We start from the raw sequence: 16,180 nt of genomic DNA, 5'->3' as shown, positions 1-16,180 counted from the left end.
CCCGCCCCCTAGTACTTCAGCAGGTTCGCGTCGTCGACCGACGAGGACCTGCGGGATCGGAAGATGGTCATGATGATCGCAAGACCGACGACGACCTCGGCGGCGGCCACGACCATCACGAAGAACGCGATGATCTGGCCGTCGAGGTTGCCGTGCTGCTTGGAGAAGCTCACGAAGGCGAGGTTGGTGGCGTTGAGCATGAGCTCCACGCACATGAACACCACGATGGCGTTGCGCCGGACGAGCACGCCGACCGCGCCGATGGTGAACAGGATCGCCGAGAGCACCAGATAGTGGGTCACTGCTCCACCTGCTTGTTGCCGGAGGAGGTCTGGGGCTCCCCGGACGGGATTTCGGAACGGTCGGTTCCACCGGAGCGTCCGGAGATGACCGGGTTGAGGGACAGCTCGGAGATCGAGCCGTCCGGCAGCAGCGCGGGCATGTCGACCGCGTTGTGCCGCGCGTAGGTGCCGGGGCCCGGGAGGTTGCCCGGGTGGACGCCGGACTTGAAGCGCTCCTCCGAGAGCTGGCGCTGGGTCGCCTTCGGCGACACGCGCTCCTTGTGGGCCAGGACCATCGCGCCCAGCGCCGCGGTGATCAGCAGGGCGCTGGTCACCTCGAACGCGAACACGTACTTGGTGAAGATCAGCCGGGCGAGGCCGAGCACGTTGCCCTGGGAGTTGGCGTCCTTGAGGCCGGTGTAGCCGTCGAACACCGCCCCGCCCAGGCCGAACACCAGCAGGCCGCCGAAGCCGAGGCCCGCGACCGCCGCCCAGAACCGCTGTCCCGTGATCGTCTCCACCAGGGAGTCGGTGGACGCGACGCCCACCAGCATCAGCACGAACAGGAACAGCATCAGCACCGCGCCGGTGTAGACGATCACCTGGACGAAGGCCAGGAACGGCGCGTCCTGCACGGCGTAGAGCACAGCGAGGCTGAGCATGACGACGGCCAGCAGCAGCGCCGAGTAGACGGCCTTCCGCTGGAAGATCATCGCCAGTGCGGCGGTGGAGGCGATGACGCCGAGGATCCAGAAGGCGACCATCAGAACTCACCTTCCCCGGTGGGAGCCGACTCAGTGCCGAGGCCGAGGCGGTAGTAGTCCTCTTCGGTCTCGCCCAGCTTCATCTCGTGCGGGGGGAGCTCCATGCCCTCGCGCAGCGGGGCGAGCAGCATCTCCTTGGTGTAGATCAGCGACTCGCGGCTGTCGTCGGCCAGCTCGTACTCGTTGGTCATCGTGAGCGCCCGGGTCGGGCACGCCTCGATGCACAGGCCGCACAGGATGCAGCGCAGGTAGTTGATCTGGTAGACGCGGCCGAACCGCTCACCGGGCGAGTAGCGCTCGTCCTCGGTGTTGTCGCCGCCCTCGACGAAGATCGCGTCGGCGGGGCAGGCCCAGGCGCACAGTTCGCATCCGATGCACTTCTCGAGGCCGTCGGGCCAGCGGTTGAGCTGGTGCCGTCCATGGAAGCGCGGCGCGGTGGCCACCTTCACCTCGGGGTACTGGACCGTCTCCACCTTCGTGAACATCTGGTGGAAGGCGACTCCGAACCCCTTGACCGGGTTCAGGAAGTCAGTGAGTCCCACTGGTGACCTCCTTCTTGGCCGCGGGAGCGCTGGGGGTGACGCCCACGCCGTGGTAGTGCGGGGCGTCCATCGGCGGCACCGGGAAGCCGCCCGCGAAGGCGTCCTTCGCGGTGGCCGGTGCCTCGAGGTCCGGGACGAGCTGCCGCTTGTCCTTCTTGAGCATGTCCCAGACGATCGAGCCGCCCAGGGCCAGCGCGACGAGCACCGCCGCGACGACGCTGAACGAGGCCAGGTCGTGGCCCTCGTTGCGCAGCGCGCGGATGGTGGCGACGAGCAGGATCCAGCCGAGCGAGACCGGCATGAGGATCTTCCATCCGAGCTTCATCAGCTGGTCGTAGCGGACCCGCGGGAGCGAGCCGCGCAGCCAGATGAAGAAGAAGATGAACATCCACAGCTTGGCCAGGAACCACAGGATCGGCCACCAGCCCTCGTTGGCGCCCGGCCAGAAGGTGGAGATGGGGGCGGGCGCCCGCCAGCCGCCGAGGAACAGCGTGGTGGCGAGGGCGGAGAGGGTCGCGAGGTTGATGTACTCGGCGAGGAAGAACATCGCGAACTTCAGCGAGGAGTACTCGGTGTGGAAACCGCCGACGATCTCGCCTTCGCCCTCGGGGAGGTCGAAGGGGATGCGGTTGGACTCGCCCATCATCGTGATGACGTAGACGATGAACGAGGGCAGCAGCATCACGGCGAACCAGCGGTCCTGCTGCGCGGCGACGATGCCCGAGGTGGACAGGGTGCCGGAGAACAGGAACACCGCGACGAACGACAGGCCCATCGCGATCTCGTAGGAGATCACCTGGGCGCTGGAGCGCAGCCCGCCGAGCAGCGAGTAGGGCGACATCGACGACCAGCCGGCCAGCACGATCCCGTAGACGCCGATGGAGCTCATCGCGAGCACCAGCAGGACCGCCACCGGGAGGTCGGTGCCCTGCAGCGGCGTCTGGTGACCGAAGATCGAGACCGTCGGGCCGAACGGGATGATGATGAACGACACGAACGCCGGGATCGCGGAGATCACCGGGGCCGTCCAGAAGACGATCTTGTCGACCCCGGTGGGGACGATGTCCTCCTTCAGCGCCAGCTTCACGCCGTCCGCGAGGCCCTGGAGCAGGCCGAACGGCCCGCACCGGTTCGGGCCGAGCCGCAGCTGCATCCGGCCGATGACACGCCGCTCCACCCACATGGACAGGAGCACGGTCAGGACCAGGAAGACGAAGACGACCAGCACCTTGCCGAGGACCAGCCACCACGGGTCCTGGCCGAAGCCGGGAAGTGTGGGATCCATTTAGCTCACACCTCCGATCTTCGCAGTTGAATCGATCTTCACGATCGAGCCCGTCGTGGCAACGAGGTCACGGAGCAGGTTGATCCCGGACGAGTTGCCGGGGAGCCAGATGACGCCGTCGGGCAGGTCGGCGAGTTCCACCGGGACGGTGATCGAGCCGCGGGCCGTCGAGACGGTCGCCGTGCCCTCGATCCCGTTCTCCGCGGCGGTCTTGCCCGACAGCCTGGCGACCGACGGACGCGCGGTGCCCTTGAGGTGCGGCTCGCCGTCCTGGAGCCGGCCGTCGTCGAGGAGGAGCCGCCAGGTGGCGAGCACCGCCTCGCCCTGGCCGGGCGTGAAGGTGAACTCGGCGAGCTGGTGCGGAGCCTCCGGGCGGTCGCCCCGGTAGGAGCCGAGGTCGGACAGCTCACGCCGGGCGGCCGCCGCGTCGGGGAGCCCGAGGTGGACGTCCATCTCGTCGGCGATCGCGCCCAGCACCTTCAGGTCGGACATGATGCCCGGAACCTTCAGCGCGGTCTCGAACGGGCGGCCGCGGCCCTCCCAGTTCACGAACGTCCCGGACTTCTCCTGGACGGTCGCCACCGGCAGCACCACGTCGGCCCGGTCGGTGACCGCGCTGACCCGCTGTTCGAGGGAGACGATGAACCGGGTCCCGGCCAGGGCCTCGGCGGCCGCGGCCGGGTCGGCCAGATCGTCGAGCTCGACACCGCCGATGACCAGGGCGTCGATCTCACCGGCGAGGGCGGCGGCGAGGATGGCGTTGCCATCCCTGCCGGGCTCCTCGGGCAGCGCCGCGACGCCCCAGGCGCGGGCCACCTCGGCGCGGGCCTCGGGGTCGGTGATCGGGCGTCCGATCGGCAGGAGGCCCGGAAGCGCGCCGGCCTCGGCGGCTCCACGCTCTCCGGCCCTGCGCGGCACCCAGGCGAGCCTGGCGTTGGTCGTCTGCGCGAGGCGGACGACCGCGCTGAGCGCGCCGGGGACCTGGGCGAGGCGCTCACCGACGAGGATCACCGAGCCGTCGGCCCTGAGCTCCTCCGCGGCCCTGCCGTTGATGCTGAGCGCCTCGGCCTCGGCTCCGGGACCGGCCTGGATCAGGGTGCCGTTGAGCTTCTCCAGCCCGCGGGTGGCGAACGGGGCGATCGACAGGACCTTCTGGCCGTTCTTGCGCGCGGCCTTCCGCAGCCGCAGGAAGACGATCGGCGACTCCTCCTCGGGCTCGAAGCCCGCGAGCAGCACGACCGGCGCGTTCTCCAGCGCGGCGTAGGAGACCTCGATGCCGTGACCGGCGACCGAGTGGGCGATGAAGTCGGCCTCCTCCCAGCTGTGCGGCCGGGAGCGGAAGTCGATGTCGTTGGTGCCGAGGGCGACGCGGGCGAACTTGGAGTAGGCGTAGGCGTCCTCCAGGGTCAGGCGTCCACCGGTCAGCACGCCCGCGGACCGTCCCGCGAGGCCGCGCGCGGCGGCGTCGAGGGCCTCGGGCCAGGAGGCGGGCCGGAGCACGCCGTCGGCGTCACGGACCAGCGGATGCGTGAGCCGGTCGGGCTGGGTGGCGTAGGTGAACGCCCACCGGCCCTTGTCGCAGTTCCACTCCTCGTTGACCTGCGGGTCGTCACCGGCGAGGCGGCGGGTGACCTTGCCGCGCCGGTGGTCGGTCCGCTGGGCGCAGCCGGCCGAGCACTGCTCGCAGACGCTCGGCGTCGACACGAGGTCGAACGGCCGGGACCGGAACCGGTAGGCCGCCCCGGTCAGCGCGCCGACCGGGCAGATCTGGACGGTGTTGCCGGAGAAGTAGGACGAGAACGGCTTGCCGTCCGCGGTGCCCACCTGCTCCTTGGCGCCCCGCTCGAACAGGTCGATGAAGGCGTCGCCGGCGATCTGGTCGCTGAACCGGGTGCAGCGGGCGCACTGGATGCAGCGCTCGCGGTCGAGCAGCACCTGGGAGGAGAGCGGCAGCGGCTTGGGGAAGGTCCGCTTCAGCTCGACGAACCGGGTCTCACCGCGCCCGTTGGACATCGCCTGGTTCTGCAGGGGGCACTCGCCGCCCTTGTCGCAGACCGGGCAGTCCAGCGGGTGGTTGATGAGCAGGAACTCCATCACGCCCTTCTGCGCCGCGTCGGCCACAGGAGAGGTGAGCTGGGTGTTGATGACCATGCCCGGCGCGACCGGGATGGTGCAGGACGCCTGCGGCTTGGGGAAGCCGCGTCCGTTGCCGGCGTCGGGGATGTCGACCAGGCACTGGCGGCAGGCGCCGACCGGGTCGAGCAGCGGGTGGTCGCAGAAGCGCGGGATCTGGATGCCCAGGAGCTCGGCGGCCCGGATGATCAGCGTGCCCTTGGGCACGGAGATCTCGAAGCCGTCGATGGTCACCTTGACCAGGTCTTCGGACTGTGCGACCGCGCTCTCAGAAGTTGCGGTCATGCTCATGCCCCCCACTTCGTGGACTTGGCGGTGTCGAAGGGGCAGCCGCCGTGCTCGAAGTGCCTCAGGTACTCCTCGCGGAAGTACTTGATCGACGAGTGGATCGGGCTGGTCGCGCCGTCGCCGAGGGCGCAGAACGACCGTCCGAGGATGTTGTCGGCGATGTCGTTGAGGGTGGTGAGGTCCTCTTCGCCGCCCTGGCCCTTCTCCAGACGCTTCAGCATCTGCTTGAGCCAGTAGGTGCCCTCCCGGCAGGGGGTGCACTTGCCGCAGGACTCGTGCGCGTAGAACTCGGTCCACCGCAGGACGGCCCGCAGCACGCAGGTCGTCTCGTCGAAGATCTGCAGCGCGCGGGTGCCGAGCATGGATCCGGCGGCGCCGACCGACTCGAAGTCGAGCGGGACGTCCAGGTGCTCGGCGGTGAAGATCGGCGTGGAGGAGCCGCCGGGGGTCCAGAACTTGAGTTCGTGGCCCTCCCGGACGCCGCCCGCCATGTCGAGCAGCTCCCGCAGGGTGATGCCGAGGGGAGCCTCGTACTGCCCGGGCCGGGTGACGTGCCCCGACAGCGAGAAGATCCCGAAGCCCTTGGACTTCTCGGTTCCCATGCTCGCGAACCAGTCGGCGCCCTTTCCCACGATCGAGGGAACGGACGCGATCGATTCGACGTTGTTCACGACGGTGGGTCCGCCGTAGAGGCCCGCGACCGCCGGGAACGGGGGCTTGAGCCTGGGCTGTCCACGGAACCCCTCGAGGGAGTCGAGGAGCGCCGTCTCCTCACCGCAGATGTAGGCGCCCGCACCGGAGTGCACGACCAGTTCCAGGTCGAAACCGCTGCCGAGGATGTTCGAGCCGAGATATCCGGCCTCGTACGCCTCCTTGACGGCCTCCTGGAGCCTGCGGATCACGTGCAGGACCTCGCCGCGCACGTAGATGAACGCGTGGTGCGCGCCGATCGCGAACGAGGAGATGATGACGCCCTCGACCAGCACGTGCGGGTCGGCCATCATCAGCGGGATGTCCTTGCAGGTGCCCGGCTCGGACTCGTCGGCGTTGACCACCAGGTAGGTGGGCTTGCCGGTGCCCTGGGCCAGGAAGCCCCACTTCATGCCGGTGGGGAAGCCGGCGCCGCCGCGGCCGCGCAGACCGGAGTCCTTGACGGCGTCGACGATGGCCGACGGCTCCATCCCGAGGGCCGTGCGCAGGGAGGCGTAGCCGCCGTTGCGCTCGTAGGCCTCACGGGTGAAGGAGTCGGCCTGGTCCCAGTTCTTGGTGAGGACCGGAGTCAGCGTCGTCATGGCGCCTCCCATCCCTTCTCCTTGGCGAGCTCGACGCCGCGCAGCGACTCGGGCCCGGCCTGGAGTCCCTCGTGGGCGCGTCCGTCGGCGAAGCCGGCCAGGACGCGGGAGGCGTCCTTGAACGAGCAGAGCTTCGCGGCGCCGCGCGTGGGGGCGACGTCCTTGCCGGAGCGCAGGTCGTCGACGAGTTCCTTCGCGCTGTCAGGGGTCTGGTTGTCGAAGAACTCCCAGTTGACCATCATGACCGGCGCGAAGTCGCAGGCCGCGTTGCACTCGAGACGTTCGAGGGAGATCTTGCCGTCCTCGGTCGTCTCGTCGTGGCCGACGCCGACGTGCTCGCTCAGCTCCTCCCAGATCTGGTCGCCGCCGAGGACCGCGCAGAGCGTGTTGATGCACACGCCCACGTGGTAGGTGCCCATCGGCTTCCGCTTGTACTGGGTGTAGAAGGTCGCGACGCCCGTCACCTGCGCGGGGGTGATGTCGAGCATGGCGGCGCAGAAGTTCACGCCCTGCTCGGTGATCCGCCCGTCGATGGACTGCACGAGGTGCAGCATCGGCAGCAGCGCCGAGCGTGTCTGCGGATAGCGGGAGATGATGTCCTTGGCGTCCTGTTCGAGGCGCTGCCGCGTCTCGACGTCGTAAGGCTCGCCCGCCTCGAAGTGCAGGTTTCCGGGCCCGTTCGGGTTGCCCGAACCGGGTGTGCCCAGGAATGTGGTCATCGGTCGACGCCTCCCATCACGGGGTCGAGGGACGCGACCGCGGCGATGACGTCGGCGACGAATCCGCCCTCGCACATCGCGGCCGTGGCCTGAAGGTTGGTGAACGACGGGTCCCGGAAGTGGGCCCGGTAGGGACGGGTCCCGCCGTCGGAGACCAGGTGGACGCCCAGCTCGCCGCGCGGCGACTCGACGGCCGAGTAGACCTGCCCGGCGGGGACGCGGAAGCCCTCGGTCACCAGCTTGAAGTGGTGGATCAGCGCTTCCATGGACTCGCCCATGATGTGGCCGATGTGCGCGGGCGAGTTGCCCATGCCGTCGGCGCCGATGGCCAGCTGTGCGGGCCAGCCGATCTTCTTGTCCTCGATCATGACCGGGCCGTCCTTGGCGGAGCCCTTGGTCAGCCGCTCGACGCACTGCTCGACGATCTTCAGCGACTCCTCCATCTCGGCCATGCGGACGAGATAGCGGCCGTACACGTCGCAGGACTCCTGCGTGTGCACCTCGAAGTCGTAGGTCTCGTAACCGCAGTACGGCTGCGTCTTGCGCAGGTCCCACGGCAGCCCCGCCGACCGCAGCACGGGCCCGGTGATGCCGAGTGCCATGCAGCCGGTGAGGTCGAGGTAGGCGACGTCCTTGGTGCGGGCCAGGTAGACCGGGTTGGCGTCCATCAGCTTGCGCATCTGGGCGAACCGCTGCGGCATCCGCTCCAGGTACTCGCGGAGCTTGGAGATCGCGGGCGGGCCGATGTCCTGCGCCACGCCGCCGGGACGGACGTAGGCCATGTTCATCCGCAGGCCGGCGATCTCCTCGAACAGGTCGAGGGTGTACTCGCGCTCGACGAACCCGTTCAGCATGACGGTCGTCGCGCCCAGCTCCAGGCCGAAGGTCGCGATGGCCACCAGGTGCGAGGAGATCCGGTTGAGCTCCATCATCATCACGCGGATGACGCTGGCCCGCTCGGGGATCTGGTCGGTGACGCCCAGCAGCTTCTCGACCGCGAGGCAGTAGGCCGTCTCGTTGAAGATCGGAGCCAGGTAGTCCATCCGGGTGCAGAACGTGGTGCCCTGCGTCCAGGTGCGGAACTCCATGTTCTTCTCGATGCCGGTGTGCAGGTAGCCGATGCCGACGCGGCACTCGTCCACCGACTCGCCGTCGAGGGTGAGGATCAGGCGGAGCACACCGTGGGTCGACGGGTGCTGCGGGCCCATGTTGATGACGAGGCGCTCGTCGTTCTCGGCGTCCTTGGCGCCGGCGACGACCTCGTCCCAGTCCGCGCCGGCGAGGTTGAACACCTTGCCCTCGGTCCCGCCGTCGTCCGTCGCACCGGCGCTGTACGCGTCGTAACTCGTCGTCATGAGTACGACCTCCGCTGGTCGGGCGGCGGGATCTCGGCGCCGCGGTATTCGACGGGGATGCCGCCGAGGGGATAGTCCTTGCGCTGCGGGTGGCCGACCCAGTCGTCGGGCATCTCGATGCGCGTCAGCGACGGGTGGCCGTCGAAGACGATGCCGAAGAAGTCCCAGGTCTCCCGCTCGTGCCAGTCGTTGGTCGGGTAGACCGAGACGACCGAGGGGATGTGCGGGTCGGCGTCCGGGGCGGACACCTCGACGCGCACGCGCCGGTTGTGCGTCATCGACAGCAGGTGGTAGACGGCGCGCAGCTCCTCGCCGGTCTCCTGCGGGTAGTGCACGCCCGAGACTCCCGTGCAGAGCTCGAAGCGCAGTGCGGGCTCGTCCCGCAGGGTCCGCATCACCTCGACGACGCGCTCACGCTTCACATGGAAGGTGATCTCGCCGCGGTGGACGACCGTCCGCTCGATCGCGTCGCCGAGACCGGAGCGCTCCAGCTCGTCGGCGACCTCGTCGAAGTAGTCCCCGTAAGGGCGCGGGGAGGAGGCCTTCTTGGGCGCGGCCACCACGAGCCGCCCGTATCCGGACGTGTCGCCCGTGGTGTTCGCGCCGAACATGCCGTGCCGTTCGGACATCAGATCGCTCCCGACTGGCCGAGCAGGGGCAGCCGCCGCAGCTTCGCGTTCTCGAGCTCGACGATCTGCTTCTCGCGCTGCGCGCCCAGCTTCGTGTTCTGAATCTTGTCGTGCAGCTTCAGGATCGCGTCCAGCAGCATCTCCGGGCGCGGCGGGCAGCCGGGGAGATAGATGTCCACGGGGACGATGTGGTCGACGCCCTGGACGATCGCGTAGTTGTTGAACATGCCGCCGGAGGAGGCGCACACGCCCATCGCGATGACCCACTTGGGCTCGGACATCTGGTCGTAGATCTGCCGCAGGACCGGCGCCATCTTCTGGCTCACCCGGCCGGCCACGATCATCAGGTCCGCCTGCCGAGGGGTCGCAGACGCACGTTCCATGCCCCAGCGCGCCATGTCGTGGCGCGGGTCCCCCGTCGCCATCATCTCGATGGCGCAGCAGGCGAGACCGAACGTGGCGGGCCACACCGAACTCTTCCTCGCCCAGCCCGCCACCTGCTCGACCGTGCTGAGCAGGAATCCGCTGGGGAGTTTCTCTTCCAAGCCCATTTCTAGTCCCACTCCAGACCGCCGCGACGCCAGATATAGGCGTACGCGACGAGGACGGTGACGATGAAGAGCACCATCTCGACGAGACCGAAAATCCCCAAGTGGTCGAAGGCGACGGCCCAGGGATAGAGGAAAATGATCTCAATGTCGAAGACGATGAAGAGCATCGCCGTGAGGTAGTACTTCACGGGGAAGCGGCCGCCGCCGACCGGTTGCGGCGTCGGCTCGATTCCGCACTCGTACGCTTCGAGCTTCGCCCGGTTCCAGCGCTTGGGCCCGGTGAAGGCGGCCATGACCACCGAGCCGATGGCGAAGGCCGCTGCCAGCGCCGCGAGACCGATGATCGGGTAGTAGAGGTCCACGGGTTTACACACCCCCCTCATAGCTCGTGATGGAGCTCACCCTTGTGAGCTGCATCATCCTAGTGAGATACGTCATTGGTCTGTACCAACGGGGTTTCTGTTGGGAAACAACGGGTCAGGCCGCGGGGGCGATCTTCGACATCGCATTGATGATGCGGTCCATCGAGTCGCCGCCGCGCGGGTCGGTGAGGTTGGCCAGGAGCTTCAGCGTGAACCGCATCAGCGTCGGATGGGGCAGCCCGTGCCGGGTGGCGAACTTCATCACCCGCGGGTCGCCGATGGCCTTCACGAACACGCGCCCGATCGTGAAGTACCCCCCGTGCTCCTCCTTGAGGATGCGCGGGTACTCGTAGAGCGCCCGTTCCCGCTGTGCGGCGGTCGGCCGGGCCAGTGCCTGCACGACGATGCCCGCGGCCAGATGGCCGGACTCCATCGCGTAGTCGATGCCCTCGCCGTTGAACGGGTTGATCATTCCGCCCGCGTCGCCCACCAGGAGCAGGCCCCGCGAGTAGTGCGGCTGCCGGTTGAATCCCATCGGCAGGGCCGCCCCGCGGATGGGTCCCGTCGCGTGGGCCTCGTCGAACTGCCACTCCTCGGGCATTCCGGCGGTCCACCGCTGGAGCATCGCGCGGTAGTCGGTGTTCTGGAAGGACTTGGACGTGTTGAGCAGCCCGAGCCCGACGTTCGAGGTGCCGTTGCCGCACCCGAAGACCCAGCCGTAGCCGGGGAGAAGCTTGTCGCCGTCCCAGAGTTCGAGCCAGGACTCCATGTAGTCGTCGTCGTGGCGCGGCGTCTCGTAGTAGCGCCGGACCGCGACGCCCAGCGGCCGGTCCTCACGCTTGCGGATCCCGAGGGCGAGGGCGAGCCGGGCGCTGTTGCCGTCGGCGGCGACGACCAGCGGGGCGCGGAACTCACGCGCCGTACCGCTCTTCTTGTCGACCGCCCGCACGCCGACGACGCGGTCGGTGCGCTCGTCGATGATGGGCTCGGTGACGTTCGTGCCCTGGAGCAGGGTCGCTCCGGCCTTCGCCGCGTGCTCGGCGAGAAGCTGGTCGAAGTCCATACGGGGCCGCACCAGGCCGAAGTCGGGGAAGCTCGCCAGCTCCGGCCACGGCAGCTCGATCTTCACCCCGCCGCCGTAGATCCGCAGCCCCTTGTTACGGATCCACCCGGGCGCGTTGATGTCGACGCCCATCGCGATGAGCTGCCTGACGGCGCGCGGTGTCAGCCCGTCCCCGCAGATCTTGTCCCGCGGAAAGGTCGCCTTCTCGAGAAGGAACACCTTCAACCCAGCCTGCGCGAGATAATAAGCCGTGGTGGACCCGGCCGGCCCGGCCCCCACCACGATCACATCGGCGGCCTGGGGGGAATGCTCGCTCAACTTCCAACCCTCGCAAACGCACGCAAGTTCCCTTGTGAACTACTTCACAAGGCACTGTCTTTGCGAGGCTACACCCGTCGTCAGCGCAATGGGGGGAAGAGGTTCCTACCGGCGAGTAATGAAGGCTTACCTTACTCCACCTGCCGAAACTCGGCTGAAGTTAAAGTTCGGGCTTCCAGGCGCGGTGGAGGGCCACGACGCCGAAGGTGAGGTCGCGCCACTGGACGCGGGACCAGCCGGCGTCGCGGAGGAGGGCCGACAGTCCCGCCTGGTCAGGCCAGCGGAGCGTGGACTCGGCGAGGTAGTTGTAGGAGTCGGGGTTCGAGGAGGCCTTCGCCAGGAGGGGCAGCCCGCGCTTCAGGTGGAGGGCGTGGCCGGCCGCCAGGAGCTTGTTCGGGGGGTGGCTGACCTCGCAGACCAGGAGGCGGCCGCCGGGGCGGGCGACCCTGAGCATCTCCTTCAGTGCCACATCCACATCCGCGACGTTACGCAGGCCGAACGAGATGGTGACGGCGTCGAAGGAGGAGTCGGCGAAGGGGAGCCTGAGCGCGTCGCCCGCGACGAAGGTGACGCCCCGCGAGTCGTCGAGGCGGCGGGTGCCGACCTGGAGCATCCCGAGAGAGAAGTCGCAGGCCACGACCTCGGCACCGGCGGCGGCGATCGCCGCGCTGGAGGTTCCGGTGCCGGCGGCGAGGTCCAGGACCCTCTCCCCCGGACGGGCGCCGATCGCCCGCGCGACCGCCCTGCGCCAGGCGCGGTCCTGCCCGCCGGTCATCAGGCTGTTGAGAAGGTCGTACTTCTCGGCCGTCCGGTCGAACATCGCGGCGACGTCTTCGGGCTTCTTGTCAAGATCAGCGCGGGTCATGAGGTCGAGATTAGTCCTCGTCCGCGGTGGACTTGGTCAGCTGGTCCTTCTTCGACACGAACGCCGTCGAGACGGCGTCGCGCTGCCGGGACAGCAGAACATAGCTGACGATGCCGGAGATCAGCACGGCCAGCGCGAGATTGATCAGCCCCGTGAGGCCGATCAGGTACAGGATGACGGCGGTCGCTGCGAAGAGCAGGATCCGGGCCGAGGTGTAGGCGATGACAGAACGCATGGTCCTATGAGACTATCCGCGGTTCAGCCGAACAGGAGTCCGGGGTCCACATTGCCCCCCGAAAGCACGGCCGCACAGTGCTTTCCGGCCGGCAGCTCATCGGCGTGGTGCAGATAGGCGGCGGTCGCGACGGCGCCCCCCGGTTCGGCGATCAGGTGGGTCTTCACCGCGAGCTGCCGCATGGCGTCGAAGATCTCTTCCTCGGTGACCGTGATGATGTCGTCGACATATTCCGCGATGTGCGCGAAAGGGATGTCTCCGACACGATTCACGCGGAGCGCGTCGGCCATCGTCCGGCCGGTGTCCCTGGGGTCCCAGGCGACGGGGCGGCCGAGGAGGAAGGAGTCCCTGGCGTCGGCGGCCAGGGAGGGCTCCACTCCGATGATCTTGGTTGTCGGGCTCAGCGCCTTCACCGCGGTGGCGATCCCGGCGATCAGCCCGCCGCCGCCCACCGGCACCAGGATCACGTCGGTGGCCGGACGCTCGGCGAGGATCTCCAGCCCGATGGTGCCCTGACCGGCGATCACCCGGCGGTCGTCGAACGGGGGGACCAGCTCGTAGCCGTGCGCGGTGGCCAGCCGGTCGGCCGTCTCGGTCCGAGCCTCGATGGTCGGCTCGACGAGGACGACCTCCGCCCCGAGGTCCAGGCAGGCGTCGATCTTGACGCTCGGCGCGTTGTTCGGGATCACCAGGACGGCCGGGATGCCGAGCTCGCGTGCCGCCCAGGCGATCGCCTGGGCGTGGTTTCCGCTCGAATGGGTGATCACGCCCTGGACCGGAGCACCCGCGGTCAGCGCCGCATAAGCGCCTCTCAGCTTGAACGCCCCGACCGGCTGAAGCGACTCCGCCTTGATATGGAGCGGCTTTCCGGGAAAGGCGACCAATGGGGTGTGGACGGCGACACCCGTCAATCGCACGGCCGCCGCCTCGATCTCCGCCAAAGTCACCAGATCGGACATGGAGTGAGCTTATCCGTATCGGATCTTCGTCCGCCCGCACCACCTGCCGAAACCCGCTTCTGCGAATGTTCTGGCCGGTCAAGACCGGTGTCAGTGAGATCACCGGGACTCCTGTGAGACATGTCATGGTTACTTCCGGCTATATGCCCAGGTCACGACGTCACACACAGTTATGTTTTACGAAATCAGGGCACGAATCGGTCTTGACCCGGCACACTTGGAATCCATCCACCCGCCACCAGAGCGGGACAAAAGGGGAGAGAATCCGTGGAAAGCACCAGTGAGCGTCTGTTGACCCCAGGTGAGGTCGCCGCACTGTTCCGGGTGGACCCCAAGACGGTCACCCGCTGGGCGGCAGCCGGTCGCATCAGCAGCATCCGCACCCCGGGCGGACACCGCCGCTTCCGGGAGTCCGAAGTCCACGCCCTGCTGCGTGGCGACGAACCGCTCGTCGAAGCCCGCTAGTCGCTCTGGGCGTCGCGCCACTCCTCGAACTGGACGCGCAGCGCCTCGTCGTCGGCCTGCCACCGCGCCTTGGTCTCGGCCAGCTCCGCCTCCGAGAGCGCCTGCTCGGAGAGCCGCTCGTAGTCCGGGTCATCCGGACCGATCTCGACATACGCCTGCGCGATCCCGCCGTCCTCGGTGAGCTCGCTGTGCGGGACCCGAAGTCTTCCGTTATCGAGTCTGACCACGTACATCCCCGTACTCCTTCAGATTCCGTAACGGCGGTTGAAGAAGAGCATCACGTCGAGAGCGATCCGGATGTTCCCGCCGAGCATGTCGACGAGGGCGGGCCGCTGCCGCGACGCGATCGCCGCGAACGCGTCGGCGAAGAACTCGCGCCGCCCGAGCACCCCGGCCTGGCTGTGGAAATCCGAGATGAGGTGGGGGGCGCAGCGCTCGTAGAGGACCCTGAACTCCTCGCCGTCGCTTCGCCATCCCGCACCCGGCTCGTCGACGTGGTCGAGCGCGTGCCCGACCTCGTGCATCATGACGTCCGGCGTCGGTGACGGCCGGTCTCCCACGACGACCTTCCGGTCACCGTACGCCCCCGCGCAGATGTCCCAGGTGGCCCTTCCCGAGGGCAGCGGACGGCCCTTGAGATGACCCATGTCGTCGAGGTCGGGTACTCCGCCAGGGCCGACGTAGATGCCGTCCAGCCCGAGCGCCAGCTTGTCCTTGAGGCCGTCGGGCAGCGCCGCGAGGCTCTCCACCGCCCGCACCGACTCCGGCGGCGGGGAACCGTCCCACTGCCGGTAGAGGATGCGCTCCAGCGAGCCGCAGTGCACCCTGCCGTCGCCCCTCGACGGGCGATCGGGCGGATGCGCGGCGACCCGCTTGATCTCGTCGTCGAGCTCGAAGCCCTCGAACCGCGAGCGGCGTCCCACGGAGGAGTCGTCGCGGCCCGCCACGCGGAAGATCCCGCGGCGGTCTCTCGGCTGGGCGTCGGCGGGTCTCATCTTCTCGGGGGGCGCCGGCCGATAGGCCTCAGAGGTCTTCCTGTGCCGTCCCCACCGCATGCGCTACTCCCACGCTTGCCCGACCTCACAACCTGAGAGCCCATTCAAGCGTGGAAGAGCCAAGATCACATCCCCGAGTAGCTGTGCAGCCCGTTCAGGAAGACGTTGACGCCCACGAGGTTGAACAGAAGGGCCGCGTAGCCGACCAGCGAGACGATCGCGGCCTTCTTGCCCTTCCAGCCCGCCGTGGCCCGCGCGTGCAGGTAACCGGCGTAGATGGCGAAGACGATGAAGGACCAGGTCTCCTTGGGGTCCCAGCCCCAGTAGCGGCCCCAGGCCTCGTCGGCCCAGATCGCGCCCGCGATGATCGCGAAGGTCCAGATCGGGAAGACGAACATGATCGCCTTGTGGGAGAGCCGGTCGAACTCCTCGGCCTTGGGCAGCTTGGCCATGAAGGCCGGCCTGCCCTTGGTCTCGAACCGCACGGCCGCCAGGTAGAGCAGGGTCGCCACGAAGCCGACCGTGAACCCGCCGGAGGCGACGATCGCGGCCGTCACGTGGATGGCGATCCAGTACGACTTCAGGGCCGGGACGAGCTCCCCCGGCGCCTGGTACAGCCAGATGGTGGCGGCGCCCAGGCCGATCACGACGGCGACCATGACGAACGCGCCGAGGAACTTCGCCTTCTGGCGGACCAGCAGGATCAGGTAGCCCGTCACCGCCGCCAGGCAGATCGCGACGACGAACTCGTACATGTTCCCCCACGGCCAGCGCTCGACCGCGAGACCTCGGGTCAGGACGCCGCCGGCGTGGGCGAGCCAGCCGAAGACCGTGACGACGATCGCGAAACGGCCCCAGTCCCGGCCTCCCTCCTCCGGCTCCTTCTCCAGGTCCACCGGTTCGGCGGGGGCCGGAGCGCCCACCCCTTCGAGGACCTTCTTGCCGGTGGGGACCTTCTTCCCGGCGGGGGCCTTGGTCCCGGCCAGGTCCGCGGCATAGGCGAGCATCGCCACCACGTACAGCAGCACCGTCACGAGCAGCAGGTTGTTGCTCGTGTTGGCGAGATCGGTGTTCACCAC

Annotated in this window: 19 protein-coding genes; 1 reads left to right on the top strand and 18 read right to left on the bottom strand. The window is 68.5% G+C overall.

Annotated features, from left to right (window positions below; translation table 11 throughout):
* Positions 1 to 8 precede the first annotated feature (8 nt).
* From nuoK to ABD785_RS33490, 15 genes are all read right to left on the bottom strand, one after another.
* On the bottom strand, positions 9 to 302 hold the full coding sequence (nuoK, locus tag ABD785_RS33560) for an NADH-quinone oxidoreductase subunit NuoK (protein WP_344836470.1): 294 nt from the start codon (positions 300 to 302) through the stop codon (positions 9 to 11).
* Positions 299 to 1,045 carry an NADH-quinone oxidoreductase subunit J gene (locus tag ABD785_RS33555; protein ID WP_344836467.1) on the bottom strand — a complete coding sequence of 249 codons (747 nt, stop codon included), beginning with the start codon at positions 1,043 to 1,045 and terminating at the stop codon, positions 299 to 301. The genes nuoK and ABD785_RS33555 overlap by 4 nt, the downstream gene beginning before the upstream one ends.
* Positions 1,045 to 1,587, bottom strand: coding sequence for an NADH-quinone oxidoreductase subunit NuoI (gene nuoI / locus ABD785_RS33550; RefSeq protein ID WP_344836465.1), 543 nt, complete (start codon positions 1,585 to 1,587; stop codon positions 1,045 to 1,047). The genes ABD785_RS33555 and nuoI overlap by 1 nt, the downstream gene beginning before the upstream one ends.
* Positions 1,574 to 2,872: an NADH-quinone oxidoreductase subunit NuoH gene (gene nuoH, locus ABD785_RS33545; RefSeq protein ID WP_344836462.1), complete on the bottom strand. Its 1,299-nt coding sequence runs from the start codon at positions 2,870 to 2,872 to the stop codon at positions 1,574 to 1,576. Before nuoH ends, nuoI begins: the two co-directional genes overlap by 14 nt.
* Positions 2,873 to 5,290 (bottom strand): NADH-quinone oxidoreductase subunit G, encoded by a 2,418-nt coding sequence (locus ABD785_RS33540; protein ID WP_344836459.1) that lies wholly within the window; start codon positions 5,288 to 5,290, stop codon positions 2,873 to 2,875. It abuts the gene before it with no gap.
* 2 nt (positions 5,291 to 5,292) lie between these two features.
* The gene (gene nuoF, locus ABD785_RS33535) at positions 5,293 to 6,585 is read right to left on the bottom strand and encodes an NADH-quinone oxidoreductase subunit NuoF (protein ID WP_344836456.1); all 1,293 of its coding nucleotides are present in this window, start codon (positions 6,583 to 6,585) and stop codon (positions 5,293 to 5,295) included.
* Positions 6,582 to 7,304, bottom strand: a complete 723-nt coding sequence (nuoE, locus tag ABD785_RS33530; RefSeq protein ID WP_344836454.1) for an NADH-quinone oxidoreductase subunit NuoE — start codon at positions 7,302 to 7,304, stop codon at positions 6,582 to 6,584. The genes nuoF and nuoE overlap by 4 nt, the downstream gene beginning before the upstream one ends.
* The gene (locus tag ABD785_RS33525; protein ID WP_344836452.1) at positions 7,301 to 8,659 is read right to left on the bottom strand and encodes an NADH-quinone oxidoreductase subunit D; all 1,359 of its coding nucleotides are present in this window, start codon (positions 8,657 to 8,659) and stop codon (positions 7,301 to 7,303) included. The genes nuoE and ABD785_RS33525 overlap by 4 nt, the downstream gene beginning before the upstream one ends.
* A complete protein-coding gene (locus tag ABD785_RS33520) occupies positions 8,656 to 9,291 on the bottom strand; it encodes an NADH-quinone oxidoreductase subunit C (RefSeq protein WP_425547854.1) in 636 nt (211 codons plus the stop codon). The genes ABD785_RS33525 and ABD785_RS33520 overlap by 4 nt, the downstream gene beginning before the upstream one ends.
* Positions 9,288 to 9,839, bottom strand: coding sequence for a NuoB/complex I 20 kDa subunit family protein (locus ABD785_RS33515; protein ID WP_344836449.1), 552 nt, complete (start codon positions 9,837 to 9,839; stop codon positions 9,288 to 9,290). Before ABD785_RS33515 ends, ABD785_RS33520 begins: the two co-directional genes overlap by 4 nt.
* Before the next feature lie 2 nt (positions 9,840 to 9,841).
* The gene (locus ABD785_RS33510; RefSeq protein ID WP_344836446.1) at positions 9,842 to 10,201 is read right to left on the bottom strand and encodes an NADH-quinone oxidoreductase subunit A; all 360 of its coding nucleotides are present in this window, start codon (positions 10,199 to 10,201) and stop codon (positions 9,842 to 9,844) included.
* A gap of 115 nt (positions 10,202 to 10,316) precedes the next feature.
* Positions 10,317 to 11,582, bottom strand: a complete 1,266-nt coding sequence (locus ABD785_RS33505; protein ID WP_344836443.1) for a geranylgeranyl reductase family protein — start codon at positions 11,580 to 11,582, stop codon at positions 10,317 to 10,319.
* Between the two features lie 160 nt (positions 11,583 to 11,742).
* Complete coding sequence (locus ABD785_RS33500; RefSeq protein ID WP_344836440.1) at positions 11,743 to 12,447, bottom strand: demethylmenaquinone methyltransferase; 705 nt, start codon at positions 12,445 to 12,447, stop codon at positions 11,743 to 11,745.
* A 10-nt stretch (positions 12,448 to 12,457) separates the two neighbouring features.
* A complete protein-coding gene (locus tag ABD785_RS33495) occupies positions 12,458 to 12,682 on the bottom strand; it encodes a DUF4229 domain-containing protein (protein WP_344836437.1) in 225 nt (74 codons plus the stop codon).
* Positions 12,683 to 12,705: 23 nt separating this feature from the next.
* Positions 12,706 to 13,641: a threonine ammonia-lyase gene (locus ABD785_RS33490; RefSeq protein ID WP_344836435.1), complete on the bottom strand. Its 936-nt coding sequence runs from the start codon at positions 13,639 to 13,641 to the stop codon at positions 12,706 to 12,708.
* Between the two features lie 267 nt (positions 13,642 to 13,908).
* Between ABD785_RS33490 and ABD785_RS33485 the strand changes: the two genes are divergently transcribed.
* Entirely contained in the window at positions 13,909 to 14,106 is a 198-nt protein-coding gene (locus ABD785_RS33485; RefSeq protein ID WP_344836433.1) for a BldC family transcriptional regulator, read from the top strand.
* Here the strand turns inward: ABD785_RS33485 and ABD785_RS33480 are convergent.
* The 3 genes from ABD785_RS33480 to ccsB all read right to left on the bottom strand — a co-directional run bounded on the left by ABD785_RS33480 (position 14,103) and on the right by ccsB (position 16,180).
* Positions 14,103 to 14,339, bottom strand: coding sequence for a hypothetical protein (locus ABD785_RS33480; protein WP_344836431.1), 237 nt, complete (start codon positions 14,337 to 14,339; stop codon positions 14,103 to 14,105). The genes ABD785_RS33485 and ABD785_RS33480 overlap by 4 nt on opposite strands.
* Before the next feature lie 12 nt (positions 14,340 to 14,351).
* Complete coding sequence (locus tag ABD785_RS33475) at positions 14,352 to 15,101, bottom strand: hypothetical protein (protein WP_344836429.1); 750 nt, start codon at positions 15,099 to 15,101, stop codon at positions 14,352 to 14,354.
* Between the two features lie 125 nt (positions 15,102 to 15,226).
* A complete protein-coding gene (gene ccsB / locus ABD785_RS33470; protein ID WP_344836426.1) occupies positions 15,227 to 16,180 on the bottom strand; it encodes a c-type cytochrome biogenesis protein CcsB in 954 nt (317 codons plus the stop codon).

Origin of the sequence: Actinocorallia longicatena, from assembly GCF_039534125.1 — a bacterium.
GTDB classification, from domain to species: Bacteria; Actinomycetota; Actinomycetes; order Streptosporangiales; family Streptosporangiaceae; genus Actinocorallia; species Actinocorallia longicatena.
The sequence above is the reverse complement of the archived record's forward strand: the minus strand, read 5'-3'. Positions and strand labels throughout refer to the sequence as shown.